A 15,855-nucleotide genomic window follows, 5' to 3' on the forward strand; every position below is an offset into this window, starting at 1 on the left:
AGAGCGGCGATGAAGGCGACCATCTGGCACAATCCCAAATGCGGCACGTCACGCAAGACGCTGGCGATATTGGAAAACCTTAGCGATATCGATCTGACCGTGGTGGAATATCTGAAAGACCCGCCAAGCGCCGAAACGCTCGCCCGGCTTTATCGCGCTGCCGGGATCACCCCGCAAGCCGGCCTGCGCCTGCGCGGCACCGATGCGGCGGAACGGGGGCTGCCTGATGCCGACGATTCGGCCGTGCTGGCGGCGATGGCAGTCGATCCGATCCTGATCGAGCGCCCGCTGGTCGAAACCGAAAAGGGTGTGCGCCTGTGCCGCCCGCAGGACGTGGTGCTGGAGATTTTGTGATTGGGGCACCCGCCTTCCGCAGGTGCGTCCGCTGCGCTGTTCCTTCGCTGCGCCACGGTCGCCCAGTCGGGCTTGCGGCGGCTGCGCCGCCGTCTGGTGCCAAGCTCGGGCCTTAACTGCGTTCGCGGGTCAAATCCCCATCGGCCTGCAAGGCGAACCAGCCATGCACCAGCACCGCAGCGCACAGCGCCACGATCAGGCCAAACCCCAGCCAATCCGAATGGCCATAAAGCCACACCCCCAGTGCAGGGGCATAGATATAACTCGCCCCTGCCAGCGATGCGACAATGCCCGATGCCTGTCCCTGTTCGGCGCGGGTCACCGCGAGCGAGGTGCCTGCGGTGGTGCCGGGCCGGAACAGGCCAAAGCCCAGCGATGCGATGGCATAGCCCAGCGCGATCAGGTGCAGATCGTCCGCGATCCCCAGCACGATCGTGCCGAAAGCGGCGGTGGTGATCCCCCACAAGGTCGCCGCGCGCGGGCCGAGATCGAAGCGCGGGATCAGCCCCCACTGCGCCAGAAGGGTGGCAATCGCCCCGCTCATCAGCACCAGCCCCACCGGCCCCGCGCCCTCTGCCGGCGTGTCGCGCAGGCCCAGCCGATCCAGCACCAGAAAGCCCGAAATCCCCAGCACCATCGCTTGCGCATGGCCGCCAAAAAAGCCCGCGAAAACCCATGGGCGCAGGCGCGGATCGAGCCAGCCGAGGCGGGGCGATTCGCCCCCCGCCTCGCCGCCGGTCTCGCCATCATCGTCCGGATCGAGCGCGGCTTGCGGATCGCTTGGCGCGCCCGAACCGCTCGAATAGGGGGCCGCCTGCCCGCGTGCAGCGAATTGCGGCTCGTCATTGGGCAGCCGCCAGCGCAGCAGCACCAGCGCCACCACCCCGATCAGCGCAAAGCAGATGAACGGGCCGGTCAAGCCGAGCAGCGGCAACACCATCAGCGGCGCAAGCGCCGGGCCAATCACCGTGCCAAGGCCAAAGCTGGACGCGATCAGCGACAGCGCCTGTGTGCGCTCCGCACGCGGTGTGCGCGACGCCACATAGGCCTGCACCGCCGGCGGTGCGGCACTGCCGAACCCGCCATAGAGGCTGCGCGCAGCAGCAAAGGCGATCAGCGCCCAAACGGCCGAAAGCCAGCCCGACAGCCCGGCATAAAGCGCCAGCCCGCATAGCAGCATCGAGATGATGAAACCCACCAGTCCGAGCGCCATCATCGCCTTGCGCCCGCGCTGATCCGACCGCCGCGCCCAGAACGGCGCGCACACCACCCACAGCAGCGCCGACCAGCTATAGGCCAGGCTGATCCACACGTCCGCCACGCCCAGCGCCGTGCCGATCGAAGGCATCACCGATTGCATCGCGGTGTTGCCCGCCGCGGTCACCAGCATCACGGTAAACAGCAATGCCATGCGCGATGGCGGGATCGCACCGCGCGAACCGGCAGTTGCAGTAGCGCGGGTCAGGTCGGAATCGGAATCGGCCATGCCAGCCCGTTCTGCGCGCTATTCGAAGGTTTCGGCGAGCCGTTCCGGCGATGCCCCGGCCAGCTGACGATGGATCGCGGCCAGCACGACCAGGAAGATGACCGTGATGACCGTGTTGATCAGGGCGCTCACCAGCCCGGTGCCGATGCTCGCCACTGCGCCGCCAAAGGCCGACAGGATCAGCACGAGGATACCCTGCACCAGCGCGCCGATAATCACGATGGTAACAAACAGCAGCGCGAAGAAGGCGAGAATGCGCAGGCTGTTGCCCTTGGTCAGCCGCCATGAACGGGCGATCGCGGCAATCGGATTGCGTTCCTCGTCAATCGCGATGACCGGCGCGATCAAGGCAAACTTCACGAACACGTAAACCGCCAGAACCACCAGCACGAGGCCGGCGACCAGTGTGAGCGCCGGCGGCGCAAAAGCGGCGATCAGGCCCAGCGGCAGGCCGATCACAAGGCCCGCAGCCATCGCGCTCAGCAACTGGGCGGCGATATAGGACGGGATGCTTTTCAACCCCTTGCCCAGCGCCTCGCCCACGGTCGGATTGCCGCGGTCGCTGAGCAGGGCAAGCATGCTCATCGAACCCACGAACCCGGCAATGGTGACGCCCAGGAACAAAAGCCAGTTATCGGCATAAAACGCGCCCATCTGGTCGATCATCGCCTGCATCGCCACCTGCGGATCAGCGTTCACCGGGGCGGGCTCCGGCGGATTGATCATCTCGGGCGCAAATAATGCAGCCGCAAAGGAGGGCAGGAAAAAGAACAGCCCGGCCAGCGCACCGATCGTATCGCGGTTGCTGCCGATCAGGCCGGTCGCCTCTGTCCAGGCTCTGCCCATATCCAGCTTGCGGTTTGCCATATGCCCCTATCCGATCCTGAACCTGCAAGGGCGATGGAATTCAATCGCCTCTTGATAAGCGCGCTCAATGCCCCCACCGAAGCGGCATGGCAAGCACTGCTCCCCCGGTTGGAACTCTCGCAAGCGTGGAATGGCGCTGCGATAGCGCGCCGGTGCCTTACGTGGAGGCGATGGAGGCGATGGAGGCGCGCAATCAGGCGGTAGCGGCGGGGGATGTGCAAGAGCTGATCTGGCTGCTCGAACACCCGCCGGTCTATACCGCCGGAACCAGCGCCGATCCGGCCGAACTGGTCGATCCGCGTTTCGATGTGGTCGCGGCCGGGCGCGGCGGGCGCTATACCTATCACGGCCCGGGCCAGCGGGTCGGCTATCTGGTGCTCGATCTCAGCCGGCGCGGCAAGGACGTGCGCTGCTTCGTCCATGCGATCGAGGGCTGGGTGATCGCCACGCTGGCGCAATTTGGCGTCGAAAGCTGGCGGGCCGAGGGCCGGGTGGGCATCTGGACCCGTGATATTGACGGGGCCGAAGCGAAAATCGGCGCAATCGGCGTGCGGGTGCGGCGTTGGGTGACGATGCATGGTTTCTCGGTGAACCTTGACCCTGATCTTGCCCATTTCAGCGGGATCGTGCCCTGCGGCATTGCCGAATATGGCGTCACCAGCATGGCGCGGCTGGGGTTGAAGGTTTCGCCCGAGGTGTGGGACGCGGCGCTTGCCGCCACGGCTGAGGATTTTCTTGACGCGCTTGGCGGCCCTGCGCGAAAGGCGTGCGGATGAAACGTGCCGCCATCCTTGCCCTCGCCCTGCTTGCCGCCGGTTGCGCCGAGGAGGCCCCGCCGCCCCCGCAGCAGCAGGGCGGCGAGGCGGCGGGCGAAGTGCTGGGCGGATCAATCAGCGATGCCATGATCCCGCTTGAACAATTGCGTTCGGAAGCCCCGCTGATGCCGCGCCGGAGCGCCGCATCGCCTGCAGAGGCACAAGCGGGCGAAGCGCAGACAGAAACGGGCGAAGGCGAGCCGCAAAGCGAAGGGGCCGAAGCAGCGCCCGCTGCCCCGACCCCCGAACCGCCTCAGGCTGGCGAGTAATTATTCGGCGGCTTCGGCCTGTTCTTCGGCCAGCGTCGGATAATCGACATAGCCTTCGGGAATCGGGAAGTACCAGCTCTTGGGCACGTCCTTGTTGGGGTTCCAGTGCGCGCCGGCCGCGATCCGCTTTTCCAGATCCGGGTTGGAGATATAGGGCCGGCCAAAGCTCACCGCGTCGCACTTTCCGCTTGTCACATCGGCTTCGGCTTCTGCGGCGGTGTAATCGGAATTGAGGATCAGCGCGCCGGTGTAGATTTCCCGGATCAGCGGGCTTTGCTTGGGCACGTCGGTCTGGCCGAAGGTGCCCTCTGGCCCCGGTTCGCGCAGTTCGACAAAGGCAAGGCCCAGTTCCTCGCACACCTTGGCGGCCGCGCCGAAGGTTGCGGGCGGGTTGCTGTCATCGGCGCCTTGCGAATCGCCGTTGGGCGACAGGCGGATGCCGACGCGATCCGCGCCCCAGACATCGATCAGCGCTTCCAGTACTTCGCGCATGAAGCGGGTGCGTTTTTCGGGGGTGCCGCCATATTCGTCGGTTCTGAGGTTGCTGTTATCGCGCAGGAACTGGTCGACCAGATAGCCATTCGCGCTGTGCAGCTGCACCCCGTCAAAGCCGGCTGCCTTGGCGTTTTCGGCAGCGCGGCGGTAATCGCCGATGGTGCGCTGGATATCCTCGTGCGTCATGGCGCGGGCCTGCGCATAGGGCTGCTTGCCGACCGGGGTGTGGGCATCACCGGGCGCGGTGGTTGCGCTGGCGGAAAAGGGCGGCTCGCCATCGAGGAAATAGGGATGCACGATCCGGCCCATGTGCCACAGCTGCATGACGATCAGCCCGCCTTCTGCGTGCACGGCCTTGGTGGAGGCCTTCCACGCTTCGGTCTGTTCATCGCTCCAGATGCCGGGCGCCGATGGCCAGCCGAGCCCTTCGCGGCTGATGCCGGTCGCCTCGGTCAGGATCATGCCGGCCCCGGCGCGCTGGCGGTAATAGGTCGCCATCAATTCATTGGGCACGAACATCGGCTCGGCCGCGCGGCCGCGGGTCAGCGGGGCCATGAAGATGCGGTTCTTCGCTTCAAGGGCGCCCATCGTGAGCGGTTGGAACAGAGCGTCATGCATGTGGGAAATTCTCCTGTCTCGATATCTTTGGGTTAGGCACTTGGGGCGTGCGAAGCTAGGGCGCAAGCATGGAAAATGAGGGGGCGTCCCAAGCAAACCTTGCCGCCACGCCGGCGCGCCCCCGCAGCATTTTGCTGCTGGCGGCGCTGCTGGGCGGCAATGTGGCGCTGGCGCTGGGACCGTGGTTTGTGCGCATGGCCGATACCGGGCCAGTCTCCGCCGGGTTCTGGCGGCTGTTTCTGGCGCTGCCGTTTCTGATGCTGTTCGCCCGCGCGCGCGGCCAGCGGCTGACGGGGATGGGGCCGAAGACGCTGGCGCTGGTGGCGCTGGGCGCGGTGACCTTCGCGCTTGATCTGGCCAGCTGGCATATCGGTATCGGCATGACCCGGCTGGGCAATGCGACCTTGTTCGGCAATGCCGGGTCGATTGTGCTGCTGTTCTGGATGTTCATCGCCCACCGGATGCTGCCCAGGCGGCTGGAATGGCTGGCGATCATCTTTGCGCTGGCAGGGGCGGCGATCCTGATGGGACGCAGCCTCGAAATTTCGACGGCGACGCTGGTGGGCGATCTGTTCTGCCTTGCCGCCGGGCTGCTCTACGCGGTCTATCTGCTGACGTTGCAGCGCGCGCGCGGGCAGTTCGGATCGTGGAGTCTGCTGGTCTGGGTGTGCCTGTTCGGCTGCCCGGTGCTGCTCGCAATCGCGCTGGCGCTGGGCGAGCCGGTGTGGCCGACCGACTGGACGCCGCTGATCGGCCTGTTCATCGTCAGCCAATTGCTGGGGCAGGGACTGCTGGTCTATGCGCTTGGCCATTTTCCGCCGCTGGTGATCGGCCTTGCGCTGCTGACCCAGCCCGCGGTCGCCTCGCTTTATGGCTGGCTGGCGTTCGGCGAGGTTTTGAGCGCGCTCGACATTATCGGCATGGCGCTGGTCGGCACGGCGCTGGCCGTGGCGCGCGGGCGCAGCAGCTAGGGCTCGCTCAGGGGCGCAAAGAACCGCTCGAACGCGGAGAGCCGTTCTTCGACCAGTGCAAGATCCGGCCCGTCCAGCACCAGCCGCGCCTGATCGCCGAGCAGGCGGCCCTGTTCGCGCAAGGTCCATCGCCGCCCCCGGTCATTGATCGGCGTGGCGGCATTTTCCAGCACGTCGAGCATCACCTGCGCCGCGATCGGGCTGGTGGCCGCAGCGCTGCGGATCCCGCCAAAGCCGCGGCGCGCGAAATGTTCGAAATTGTCGGCGCAGGGCAGAACCGGGCAATCTTTCGTCTTGTCCTTGCAGACATTGCGCCTGAGATCGCGCCGCGCGATTTCCGACGTCGCCGCGCCCAGCCAGTGCAGCGCATTGATCGCGGTGAAGGGATCATTGATGCCCGGCGACAGGGCCCTCAAGGCGATCTCCGTCAGTTCATCGATCAGGAATTGCGGATCCTGTTCAGGCGTGCGGACGGGGCCGAAGGTGAAGGATTTGCGGATCTGGCTTTCGATCGCTTCGGGCGGAACACCCTCGACATCGACCAGTGCCAGCCCGCGATGGACGAAATCGCCGGTCCGCACCCGCAGCGACAGGACGCAATCCTGTTCGCGCGCGGTGCTTTCAAGCTCGGCAAAGTCGATCAGCTGCACGTAACCTTCCGTCCAGGCGTGGAGCGGTTCCCCGCCGCGCGAAGGTTCGGGCTCGCAATAGCTGTCTTCTTCGGGATAGATGTCGCGGATCGTGCGCAGCAACCGATGGCCGATCCCCTCCAGCACGATATTGATGCGGATAGATGAGGGGATGTGGTGAAGGAAATAGACCAGCACCGCCACGCACAGCGCCATCAGCAGATAGGCCACCACCAGCGAGGCCTGCGGCACGAAGCCCGCGCCCGCAGGCCCGGCGGTTTCTTCCGCCACCCGCACGGCGCGCATCACCATCAGCGCATAGACAAAGGTGCCGATCAGCGTGGCGAGGCTGAACTGGTTGCCGCGATCTTCCATGAAATTGGTGAGCAGGCGCGGGCCGTAATTGCCGCTGGCATAGGCGACCGCGGCGATGGTGATCGAAAACACCGTGGCCGCGACCCCGATCATGCTGCCGGCCATCACCGAAAGGATGGTGAGCGAGCCTTCCGGGCGTGCCGCGACGAACCAATCCGCCTCGACCAGAGGCTGCGCAAAGCCGCGCACGTCGATCCAGATCATCGTGATCGCCAGCAGCATCCCGATGATCGCGAACAGCGCCGGATAGAACCAGTAATTGGCGTTGATGCGCGCCCAGAGGAAGCGGAGTTCAGCGGTCATGGTGAAACAACGCGCGAAACCGGGGAAGGGGTTCGGGGATGGAGCAAGCCTCAATCCCCGCTGAAATGCACCTTACCCAGATCGCCCATGCCCACCGTGCCGCTCGCCATGTCGAGCATCCGGTCGAGGCTGCGCTTGGCGCGCAGGCGCAGGCCTTCCTCGATCTCGATGCGCGGTTCCAGATCGCGCAAGGCGACGTAGAGTTTCTCCATCGTGTTCAATGCCATGTAGGGGCAGATGTTGCATGAACAATTGCCGTCGGCGCCGGGCGCGCCGATGAAATTCTTGTTCGGCAGCGCCTTTTCCATCTGGTGGATGATGTGCGGTTCGGTCGCGACGATCAGGGTATCGCCTTCAAACTCCTGCGCATATTGCAGGATGCCGCTGGTCGAACCGACATAGTCCGCGTGGTCGATGATGGTTGGCGGGCATTCCGGGTGCGCGGCAACCGGCGCGCCGGGGTGCTTTTCCTTGAGCTTCAGGAGTTCGGTCTCGCTGAAAGCCTCGTGGACGATGCACACGCCCGGCCACAGCAGCATTTCGCGGTTGAACTTGCGCGACAGGTAACCGCCCAGATGCCGGTCCGGGCCGAAGATGATCTTCTGTTCGGGCGGGATCTGGGCCAGGATCGTCTCGGCGCTGGAACTGGTCACGATCACGTCCGACAGGGCTTTTACCTCGGTCGAGCAGTTGATGTAGGTCAGCGCGATGTGATCGGGGTGGGCTTCGCGAAAGGCGCGGAATTTCTCCGGTGGGCAGGAATCCTCCAAGGAGCACCCGGCGTCCATGTCGGGCAGGATCACGGTTTTCCGGGGGCTGAGGATCTTGGCGGTATCGGCCATGAACTTGACCCCGCAGAAGGCGATAACGTCCGCATCGGTCGCCGCCGCCTTGCGCGACAATTCGAGGCTGTCGCCCACGAAGTCGGCAATGTCCTGAATATCGGGCGTCTGGTAATAATGCGCGAGGATCACCGCGTTGCGCTCTTTGCGCAGACGGTCGATCTCGGCCAGCAGATCGGAGCCGGTGGGGACTTTGGTGACATAGCTCATGGGTTTGATCCCGGTAGAATGATGGTGAGGGCGATATAGGGGCAGGGGAGCCGTTACGCCACCCGCCCTTTGCGCGAAGCCGCTGCGCCCGCTGGCCTGCCCTATTGAGCGCCCTGCATCATGATCCGCGTTCGAGCCAGCGTAAGGCTGGCCCCGGATTTGAGCTGATTATGTTGCCTTAGAAACATTAGAAAAAGACAGCGGATGCGCCGCGTTGTTAAATACATTTAACTAACAACATGCGAAGCCCGGTTCCCAAATTCCAAATTACCGGCAGGGCGCACCGCAGATAAATCTGAAAAACATGGGTAATTCACCAAGTGAAGTACGGCGCTTAACATGCACGTTGTTTATATAAAACTAACAAACGTTACGCGATAATACTTATTCGTATTAACCGCCCTTTAACCAAACTTGAAAAATTTTTAATGTAATATGACTTTGGGTCGGAGTTTGAATTAAATACAAGCTTCCGAGGGATCATGGCAAAGTCTGTAAAATCTGAAGATTTCTTCTCGCCCCCTAGGGCGAGGCATGCCGCGAATGATGTCGATAATGATGTCGATGTGGACCGGCCTGACGTGTCCCTGTTTGAATTTTCTACTGAACCGGCCGAACAGCAATTTGAATATCTCATCAGGGAGCGATCTGCCGGCCCCAACGGTTCGCTGCGCGAGCTGGTGGCCAATATTCGGTTTGTGACGATAGGGACCGGGCACAGGCCGGCGTTGATGGAATTCGTCGAGGCGACTTTCGGGCCGGTGACGATCTATTCCGTCGAGAAAGACAACATCCGCGGTTTTTCCAGCCAGCCAGCTTCATTTTCGATCATTGTGGCCCTGCTGGACGATGTCACGAGAGCCAAGCGGCTGTTTCGGGAGCACAAATCGTTCATGGACAACAAGCTGTGCTACGCGATCATGACCGAATCCAATCCCAAGGCAAGGGCCAGTCTGCTGCGGTTCGCGTTCGACGATGTCTTTGACACGCGGATGAAGCCGGCGGAAATAATTGTCCGGATGCAGGCGCATCTGAACCGCCAGGGTCATTATAATCGCGCCATCAAAGAGGATGAGCATTTTCAGATCTTCTGTGATGAGAACATCGAAGGCCGGGTCTACACCACGCAGATGGAAATCCTCCGGCAGCTTTACGACAATCTGGGCAAGGTGGTCCGGTATCGCGAGCTGGCATCTTACGATTATCATTCCGGCGACTTCCGGTACAAATCGCTGAGCGTAAGGATTCACAATCTGCGCAAGAGACTGAAAAACTATCAAATACGCTGTGAACGGGGAGCCGGATACGCCCTGGTAAGGGGCGGAAACTGAGATTGGGCGGTGCCGACGGGCGCGGCTCCGCTCAGGGAAATCGGGCGGGCGGAACCGGTTAACCGCTGACGAGCCGCCATTCTTGCGCGTCACAGGTGGCCAGCCCCCTGCGTTGCAGATCGATCAGATGGGCGGTGACGCTCATTTCCGCAGCCCCGATCAGGCGCGGGTCCAGCCCCTTGTACATATCCGGGATGAAGCCGCTGACGGGCCGGGCACGTTCGCCCAGCAGGCGCAGAATCTGCGCCTCGCGCTGACGGCGGTGGCCGATCATCCCGCGCACCAGTTGGCGCGGTTTCTCGATCGCGGCGCCGTGGGCGGCATGATAGCGCACGTCATCGCGTGCCATCAGCTTTTCGAGGCTCGCCATGTAATCGCCCATGTCGCCATCGGGCGGCACGACCACGCTGGTCGACCAGCCCATCACGTGATCGCCGGTGAACAGCGCGCCACTCTCCTCCAGCGCAAAGCACAGATGGTTCGATGTGTGGCCGGGTGTCGCCACCGCGGTCAGCGTCCAGGCGGTGCCGCGTACCGCTTCACCATCCTCCAGCACGCGGTCGGGTGCATAGGTGGTGTCGAAACTTTCGTCCGAACGCGGCAGGTCGGTTGCCAGCACCAGCGGCGCGCAGCCGATAATCGGTGCGCCGGTTGCAGCGGCCAGCGGCGCGGCGGCGGGGGAATGGTCGCGGTGGGTGTGGGTGCACATGATCGCGACGAGTTTGCGCCCGGCGATGGCCGCAATGATCGCTTCGATATGGTCAGGCTCGTTCGGGCCGGGATCGATCACCGCGCAGTCAGGTCCATCGGCTGTGCCGACCACATAGGTCTGGGTACCGGTGAAGGTGTAGGGTGAAGGATTGGGAGCGAGCACGCGGTGGACCAGCGGCTCGACTTCTTCGGCAAGGCCCGTGGGCCAGGGTTGCGGAGGGATCGTGACCATGGGCTTGCATATGGAGTCTCGCGTGGCAGAAGTCACGCAAGAGAGAGGTAAGGCATGTCAGACTATCTTCTGGTGCTCGATGAAGGCACCACATCGACCCGAGCGATGCTGTTCGCCAGCGACGGGGTGCTGGTGGCAAGCGCGCAGGCGCCGCTCACCCAGCATTACCCGCAGGCAGGGTGGGTCGAGCACGACCCGCGCGAGATCTGGGACAAGACGCTGGCCTGCGCGCTGGAGGTGATCCCGAAGGCGGGCGGCGCGGCGATGATTGCGGGGCTCGGCATCACCAACCAGCGCGAGACCGTGGTGGCGTGGGACCGCGCCACCGGGGAACCGCTGACGCGCGCCATCGTGTGGCAGGACCGCCGCACCGAACCACTGTGTGCGGCGATGCGCGAAGCGGGGCACGAAGACGGCGTGCAGCAGCGCACCGGCCTGCTGCTTGATCCCTATTTCTCGGGCACCAAGATGCGCTGGATGCTCGACAATGTGCCCGAGGTGAAGGCGGCGGCGGAGCGCGGCACGCTGGCGTTCGGGACGGTCGAAAGCTGGCTCACCTTCAAGCTTACCGCCGGATCAAGTGGATATGGAGCGCATATCAGCGATGCCAGCAATGCCAGCCGCACGCTGTTGATGGGGCTGGAGGACGCGCAGTTCGATGAAGGCCTGTGCGATCTGTTCGGCGTGCCCTTGTCTGCGCTGCCCGGCGTGACCGACATGGCCGGGCCGCTTGCCATGACCGATCCTTCGCTGTTTGGCTGTGCGATCCCGATCACCGGCATGGCGGGCGATCAGCAGGCGGCAACCATCGGGCAGGCGTGCCTTGCGCCCGGCCAGACCAAGGCGACCTATGGCACGGGCGCTTTCGTGCTGACCTGCCGGGGCACGGCGATCCCGCGTTCGTCCAACCGCCTGCTGGGCACGGTGCTGACCCAGATCGACGGCAATCGCACCTATGCCATCGAAGGCTCGGTGTTCGTGGCGGGCAGTCTTGTCCAGTGGCTGCGGGATTCGCTCGGGATCGTCGATCTCGCCGAGGAGACCGAGGCGCTGGCGCGTTCCATTCCCGATAGTGGCGGAGTGGTGATCGTGCCTGCGCTGGCCGGCCTTGGCGCACCACATTGGCGGGCCGATGCGCGCGGGGTGATTGCGGGCCTCAGCTTCGCCAGCGGCAAGGCCGAACTCGCCCGTGCGGCGCTGGAGGCAATGGCGCACCAGACGCATGATCTGTGCGCTGCCTTCACCGCCGACGGAGCGCCGTGGAAGACGCTGCGGATCGATGGCGGCATGGCGGCAAACGACTGGATGGCGCAGGATCTGGCCGATGTGCTGGGGGTTACGGTGGAGCGCCCAGGCTTTGTCGAGACCACCGCGCTGGGCGCGGCGATGCTGGCGGCAACCGGGGCGGGGCTTTACGCCAGTCTGGATGAGGCGGCGAGCGCGATGCGCGGGCAGCTGGCGCGGTTCGAGCCGGGGATGGATGCGGCGGTGCGCGAAGAACGGCTGGCGCGCTGGAGCAAAGCGCTGACGGCCGCTTAGGTCAATTTACCCGATATCCCTGAGACGCCCCAGTTCGCGCCCGATGCGTTCCTGAAACGCGCGCGCGGGTGAAGCCATGTCGAAATGCTGACGCCACGCCTCGTCCAACCGGGCGATGCGCTGATGCAGCCGTTCGGTTTCGGCAATCAGTTCGCGGGTTTCCGGTTCGAGCAGGGCCAGCTGCGCCTCGTCCGACCCGCGATCGGGCGGCAATGCGCCGTGGAGACGCACCTGATTTTCGCTGAGATCGCCCGAGAATAGTGCGCGCTGGTTGAGCAGCCACGCCAGCACATGCATCATCCGGGTGGTGGTCTTCAGCCCCTCGGTCGAAAGCGCGAGGCGCATGGAGGCATCCTCGCCGATCTGCGGCTCGCGCGTGCCGGCGGCGAACACCGCGCGCACCTCGTCAGCGAGGACCAGCGCTTCGGTGTAGAGCGCCTCGATGATCGGGCGGGAAAGATTGGTCGTGCGGGCCATGTGACCGGAACGATAGGCCGCACGTGCCGCGCTCGCCACACGCACATGGTTACTTTCCAAGTAATTTTTGGTTTTGTCCCGCTGCGGAACAGATTTCAGCCTTTGCTAACCATCTCTGGTTCGAGCCACCTGCGGTGGCGCAGACCGCCCTCTCCGCTTCCCCATCCGGCCACCACAACATCGTGGTATTATTGGTGGCCGGGTCGGGAGGCGGGGCGGGAGGTCTGAGCGCGATCCAAGGCACGCTACGCGATGATATCGGGCAGCAGCGTGTCCTCGATGATCGCGATCTGGTCCTTCAGGCGCAGCTTGCGCTTTTTCAGGCGGGCGATCTGGAGCTGGTCGGCCGATGCGCTGCCGCGCGCGGCCTCGGTCAGGGCGGCGATCGCGGCATCGAGGTCGCGATGCTCGGTCCTGAGCAATTCGAGCTTTTTGCGGAGCTCCTGCTCGGTCATGCCTGCCTGTGTTTCCCTTTGATATGCCCGCACCGGGCGTGTCGTTGCGCGCCCGCGCTACGCGTTCCTGCGCGATTCGATAAGATGGCCTGCGCAATTATTCGCCGCTTTCGCCCGGCAGGCCTTCAACGGCTCGTCTCAGGCGAGCACGGATATGGCGATTTACGATGCAGTAGGGCTTTCAAAGCTAGGCTGCTTATGGTTTCAATGAAGCCTGCGGCTCGGCCGCGTCTTTGCCGAGTCGCCTTTGCGAGGGTGTTCCCCCGCGCGGACAGGAGAACTTATATGGCATCGACCGCAGTGTCTTCCCACATCCACGCCCTTCAGGCCAAGCATGCCGAGCTCGACGAGCGGCTGCATCAGGAGATGACGAGGCCCGTGCCCGACACCGCGACGATTCAGGCTCTCAAGAAGCAGAAGCTGCGATTGAAGGAAGAAATTTCCGGTCACTGACCTTTACATCGGGGCCAGCGCGGTTGCCGGGGCGCGGCGCGGATGATCTGCGCTTTTGCATTTGCGGCGAGGAATGAATAAGCCTGCAAGGTGATGAGTGCCGCCGCCTCCGCCCGCCAGATTCTTACCCGCCTGACTGAGATCATGGCTTCGCGCCTGCACGCGCAGGGCAAGCTTGATCAGGTGGTCGAGATCATCGGTGAATGCCTGTCGAGCGAGGTTTGCTCGATCTATCTCCTGCGCGAGGGCATGCTGGAACTGTTCGCCACCCGCGGACTGAACCAGAGCGCGGTCCACGTCACCCGCATGGCCATTGGCGAAGGGCTTACCGGCGCGATCGGGCAGAAGGTGGAAACGCTCAACCTGGCCGAGGCCAAGGCCCATCCCGATTTCCAGTACCGCCCCGAAACGGGGGAGGAAAAGTTCCACTCCTTTGCCGGGGTGCCGATTGTCTATCGTGAACGTGCGGTGGGCGTGCTTTCGGTTCAGCACATTGATCCGCGCCGCTACGAGGATGTCGAGATCGAGGCGTTGCAGACCACCGCGATGGTCTTGTCCGAACTGATCGCCAATGCCGAGCTGGTCGATGAAGAAGAAGCGCGCGGGTTGACCGCCGATCAGACCGGGCCGCAGACCCTTACCGGCCTGACCCTGGTCAAGGGGCTGGGCGCGGGCACGGCGGTCTATCACCAGCCGCGGGTCGAAATCACGCAGGTCATGGCCGATGATACCGAAGCCGAACGCCAGCGGGTCTATCGCGCCTTCGACCGGATGCGCGAGCAGATCGATACGCTGGCCAGCCAGGCCGAATTCGGCATCGGCGGCGAGCACGAGGAGGTGCTCGAAACCTACAAGATGTTCGCCTACGACGAAGGCTGGTCGCGCCGCATCAACGAGGCAATCGATTCCGGCCTGACCGCCGAAGCCGCGATCGAGCGCGTGCAGCAGCATACCCGGATGCGGATGCGCGAGATCGACGATGCGCTGCTGGCTGACCGGATGCACGATCTGGAGGATCTGGCCAACCGCCTGCTCCGGATCGTTGCCGGGCAGATCGGCACCGCCGCCTCGCAGGGGCTGCGCCGCGATACCATCCTGATCGCTCGCAATCTCGGCCCGGCTGAACTGCTGGAATATGACAAGCGGCGGCTGAAGGGCGTGATTCTGGAAGAAGGCTCGCTCACCGCGCATGTGGTGATCGTAGCCCGCGCCATGAACGTGCCGGTGATCGGGCGGATCAATAATGGCAAGGGCGGCGGCGTTCGCACCACCATCCGCGAGGGTGACGAGATCCTGCTTGATGCAACGGCGGGCAATGCGATTGTCCGCCCGTTGCCGCAGGTCGCCGAAGCCTTTCGCGCACGCTTTGCCAAGTCGCGCGAGAAGCAGGCGGCCTATGCAAGCTTGCGCGATGTCGAACCCTTCACCCGCTGCGGCACGCGGATCCAGGTGATGATGAACGCCGGGCTGCGCGACGACATGAGCATGCTGGCGATGACCGGCGCGGACGGGGTCGGGCTGTTCCGCACCGAATTCCAGTTCCTCGTGTCCGCCACCTTGCCGCAGCGTGATCGCCAGACCCGGCTTTATCGCGATGTGCTGGAGGCGGCCGGCGACAAGCCGGTGATCTTCCGCACGGTCGATATCGGCGGTGACAAGTCGGTGCCCTATCTTGCCTCTGAAATCGCCGCGCAGGATGAAAACCCGGCGATGGGCTGGCGCGCGTTGCGCCTTGCGCTCGAACGCGAAGGGCTGATGAAGGTGCAGGCCCGATCCTTGCTGGAGGCATCGGCGGGGCGTTCGCTTTATGTCATGTTCCCGATGGTCAGCGAACCGTGGGAATTCGATGCGGCCAAGGCGGTGTTCGACGAACAGCTCGCCTTCCTCCGGGCCAAGAAACGGCTGCTGCCCGAATGTATCCATTTCGGCGCGATGCTCGAAGTGCCGGCCCTGGCCGAGATGCTCGACGTGCTGCTGCCACGGCTCAGCTTCCTGTCGATTGGCACCAATGATCTTACGCAGTTCCTGTTCGCCGCCGACCGCGCCAATCCCAAGCTGGCCGAACGCTATGACTGGCTGAGCCCGTCGATCCTGCGTTTCCTGCGGCGGGTGATGCAGGCAAGCACGGGCAGCGGCGTCGATGTCGGCGTGTGCGGCGAGATGGGAGGGCGGCGGCTGGAGGCGCTGGCATTGATGGGCATCGGCTACCGCCGCCTGTCGATCACGCCCGCCGCGGTCGGCCCGATCAAGGAACTGGTGCGCAAGGTCGATCTGGCCGAATTGACGGCGGCCATGACCGGCTGGCTGGCCGAGCCGCAGCGCGATCTGCGTGGGCAATTATCCGACTGGGCAGCGGCGCGCGACATCGAATTTGACTGAGGCTTGCGATTGGCCGTGGCCAGCGCGGGCTGCTTTGTCGATAC

16 protein-coding genes are annotated in these 15,855 nt (G+C 64.2%); 8 read left to right on the forward strand and 8 right to left on the reverse strand.

Translation table 11 applies throughout. From position 1 onward, the window contains the following. Positions 1–9 precede the first annotated feature (9 nt). Complete coding sequence (locus tag BUA05_RS02740) at positions 10–354, forward strand: arsenate reductase family protein (protein ID WP_072673139.1); 345 nt, start codon at positions 10–12, stop codon at positions 352–354. Positions 355–466: 112 nt separating this feature from the next. Here the strand turns inward: BUA05_RS02740 and BUA05_RS02745 are convergent, their stop codons facing one another. After that, positions 467–1,840, reverse strand: coding sequence for an MFS transporter (locus BUA05_RS02745; protein WP_072673140.1), 1,374 nt, complete (start codon positions 1,838–1,840; stop codon positions 467–469). A gap of 18 nt (positions 1,841–1,858) precedes the next feature. Continuing rightward, positions 1,859–2,707: a DUF7847 domain-containing protein gene (locus BUA05_RS02750; protein ID WP_072673141.1), complete on the reverse strand. Its 849-nt coding sequence runs from the start codon at positions 2,705–2,707 to the stop codon at positions 1,859–1,861. Positions 2,708–2,793: 86 nt separating this feature from the next. On the opposite strand from BUA05_RS02750, the gene lipB reads away from it, so the two are divergent. Continuing rightward, complete coding sequence (gene lipB, locus BUA05_RS02755) at positions 2,794–3,483, forward strand: lipoyl(octanoyl) transferase LipB (protein ID WP_084662430.1); 690 nt, start codon at positions 2,794–2,796, stop codon at positions 3,481–3,483. Beyond that, a complete protein-coding gene (locus BUA05_RS14670) occupies positions 3,480–3,791 on the forward strand; it encodes a hypothetical protein (protein WP_072673143.1) in 312 nt (103 codons plus the stop codon). The genes lipB and BUA05_RS14670 overlap by 4 nt, the downstream gene beginning before the upstream one ends. Here BUA05_RS14670 and BUA05_RS02765 read toward each other — a convergent pair whose 3' ends face one another. Continuing rightward, the gene (locus BUA05_RS02765; protein WP_072673144.1) at positions 3,792–4,904 is read right to left on the reverse strand and encodes an alkene reductase; all 1,113 of its coding nucleotides are present in this window, start codon (positions 4,902–4,904) and stop codon (positions 3,792–3,794) included. Positions 4,905–4,972: 68 nt separating this feature from the next. Between BUA05_RS02765 and BUA05_RS02770 the strand changes: the two genes are divergently transcribed. After that, entirely contained in the window at positions 4,973–5,875 is a 903-nt protein-coding gene (locus tag BUA05_RS02770; RefSeq protein ID WP_072673145.1) for a DMT family transporter, read from the forward strand. Here BUA05_RS02770 and BUA05_RS02775 read toward each other — a convergent pair. Together BUA05_RS02775 and nadA are read right to left on the reverse strand one after the other, a co-directional pair. Then, a complete protein-coding gene (locus BUA05_RS02775; RefSeq protein ID WP_072673146.1) occupies positions 5,872–7,182 on the reverse strand; it encodes a DUF2254 domain-containing protein in 1,311 nt (436 codons plus the stop codon). The genes BUA05_RS02770 and BUA05_RS02775 overlap by 4 nt on opposite strands. A 50-nt stretch (positions 7,183–7,232) precedes the next feature. After that, positions 7,233–8,234, reverse strand: coding sequence for a quinolinate synthase NadA (gene nadA / locus BUA05_RS02780; RefSeq protein WP_072673147.1), 1,002 nt, complete (start codon positions 8,232–8,234; stop codon positions 7,233–7,235). A gap of 482 nt (positions 8,235–8,716) precedes the next feature. Between nadA and BUA05_RS02785 the strand changes: the two genes are divergently transcribed. Then, positions 8,717–9,565, forward strand: a complete 849-nt coding sequence (locus BUA05_RS02785; RefSeq protein WP_084662431.1) for a response regulator transcription factor family protein — start codon at positions 8,717–8,719, stop codon at positions 9,563–9,565. Positions 9,566–9,623: 58 nt separating this feature from the next. Here BUA05_RS02785 and BUA05_RS02790 read toward each other — a convergent pair whose 3' ends face one another. After that, positions 9,624–10,508: an MBL fold metallo-hydrolase gene (locus BUA05_RS02790; RefSeq protein ID WP_072673149.1), complete on the reverse strand. Its 885-nt coding sequence runs from the start codon at positions 10,506–10,508 to the stop codon at positions 9,624–9,626. A gap of 54 nt (positions 10,509–10,562) precedes the next feature. On the opposite strand from BUA05_RS02790, the gene glpK reads away from it, so the two are divergent. After that, a complete protein-coding gene (glpK, locus tag BUA05_RS02795; RefSeq protein ID WP_072673150.1) occupies positions 10,563–12,047 on the forward strand; it encodes a glycerol kinase GlpK in 1,485 nt (494 codons plus the stop codon). Between the two features lie 6 nt (positions 12,048–12,053). Here the strand turns inward: glpK and BUA05_RS02800 are convergent, their stop codons facing one another. Together BUA05_RS02800 and BUA05_RS02805 are read right to left on the reverse strand one after the other, a co-directional pair. Then, on the reverse strand, positions 12,054–12,524 hold the full coding sequence (locus BUA05_RS02800) for a DUF1465 family protein (protein ID WP_072673151.1): 471 nt from the start codon (positions 12,522–12,524) through the stop codon (positions 12,054–12,056). A 245-nt stretch (positions 12,525–12,769) separates the two neighbouring features. Next, positions 12,770–12,979, reverse strand: coding sequence for a DUF465 domain-containing protein (locus tag BUA05_RS02805; protein WP_036798824.1), 210 nt, complete (start codon positions 12,977–12,979; stop codon positions 12,770–12,772). A gap of 285 nt (positions 12,980–13,264) precedes the next feature. Between BUA05_RS02805 and BUA05_RS02810 the strand changes: the two genes are divergently transcribed. Next, the gene (locus tag BUA05_RS02810; protein WP_072673284.1) at positions 13,265–13,432 is read left to right on the forward strand and encodes a YdcH family protein; all 168 of its coding nucleotides are present in this window, start codon (positions 13,265–13,267) and stop codon (positions 13,430–13,432) included. Between the two features lie 93 nt (positions 13,433–13,525). Next, entirely contained in the window at positions 13,526–15,811 is a 2,286-nt protein-coding gene (gene ptsP, locus BUA05_RS02815) for a phosphoenolpyruvate--protein phosphotransferase (protein WP_072673152.1), read from the forward strand. Positions 15,812–15,855 lie beyond the last annotated feature (44 nt).

Origin of the sequence: Erythrobacter sanguineus, from assembly GCF_900143235.1 — a bacterium.
Lineage (GTDB): Bacteria > Pseudomonadota > Alphaproteobacteria > Sphingomonadales > Sphingomonadaceae > Erythrobacter > Erythrobacter sanguineus.

Excerpts from the sequence above, each read along its gene's own strand:
- BUA05_RS02740 (WP_072673139.1), top strand. The coding sequence starts at position 10 with ATGAAGGCGACCATCTGGCACAATCCCAAATGCGGCACGTCACGCAAG.
- BUA05_RS02745 (WP_072673140.1), bottom strand. The coding sequence starts at position 1,840 with ATGGCCGATTCCGATTCCGACCTGACCCGCGCTACTGCAACTGCCGGT.
- BUA05_RS02750 (WP_072673141.1), bottom strand. The coding sequence starts at position 2,707 with ATGGCAAACCGCAAGCTGGATATGGGCAGAGCCTGGACAGAGGCGACC.
- lipB (WP_084662430.1), top strand. The coding sequence starts at position 2,794 with ATGGCAAGCACTGCTCCCCCGGTTGGAACTCTCGCAAGCGTGGAATGG.
- BUA05_RS14670 (WP_072673143.1), top strand. The coding sequence starts at position 3,480 with ATGAAACGTGCCGCCATCCTTGCCCTCGCCCTGCTTGCCGCCGGTTGC.
- BUA05_RS02765 (WP_072673144.1), bottom strand. The coding sequence starts at position 4,904 with ATGCATGACGCTCTGTTCCAACCGCTCACGATGGGCGCCCTTGAAGCG.
- BUA05_RS02770 (WP_072673145.1), top strand. The coding sequence starts at position 4,973 with ATGGAAAATGAGGGGGCGTCCCAAGCAAACCTTGCCGCCACGCCGGCG.
- BUA05_RS02775 (WP_072673146.1), bottom strand. The coding sequence starts at position 7,182 with ATGACCGCTGAACTCCGCTTCCTCTGGGCGCGCATCAACGCCAATTAC.
- nadA (WP_072673147.1), bottom strand. The coding sequence starts at position 8,234 with ATGAGCTATGTCACCAAAGTCCCCACCGGCTCCGATCTGCTGGCCGAG.
- BUA05_RS02785 (WP_084662431.1), top strand. The coding sequence starts at position 8,717 with ATGGCAAAGTCTGTAAAATCTGAAGATTTCTTCTCGCCCCCTAGGGCG.
- BUA05_RS02790 (WP_072673149.1), bottom strand. The coding sequence starts at position 10,508 with ATGGTCACGATCCCTCCGCAACCCTGGCCCACGGGCCTTGCCGAAGAA.
- glpK (WP_072673150.1), top strand. The coding sequence starts at position 10,563 with ATGTCAGACTATCTTCTGGTGCTCGATGAAGGCACCACATCGACCCGA.
- BUA05_RS02800 (WP_072673151.1), bottom strand. The coding sequence starts at position 12,524 with ATGGCCCGCACGACCAATCTTTCCCGCCCGATCATCGAGGCGCTCTAC.
- BUA05_RS02805 (WP_036798824.1), bottom strand. The coding sequence starts at position 12,979 with ATGACCGAGCAGGAGCTCCGCAAAAAGCTCGAATTGCTCAGGACCGAG.
- BUA05_RS02810 (WP_072673284.1), top strand. The coding sequence starts at position 13,265 with ATGGCATCGACCGCAGTGTCTTCCCACATCCACGCCCTTCAGGCCAAG.
- ptsP (WP_072673152.1), top strand. The coding sequence starts at position 13,526 with ATGAGTGCCGCCGCCTCCGCCCGCCAGATTCTTACCCGCCTGACTGAG.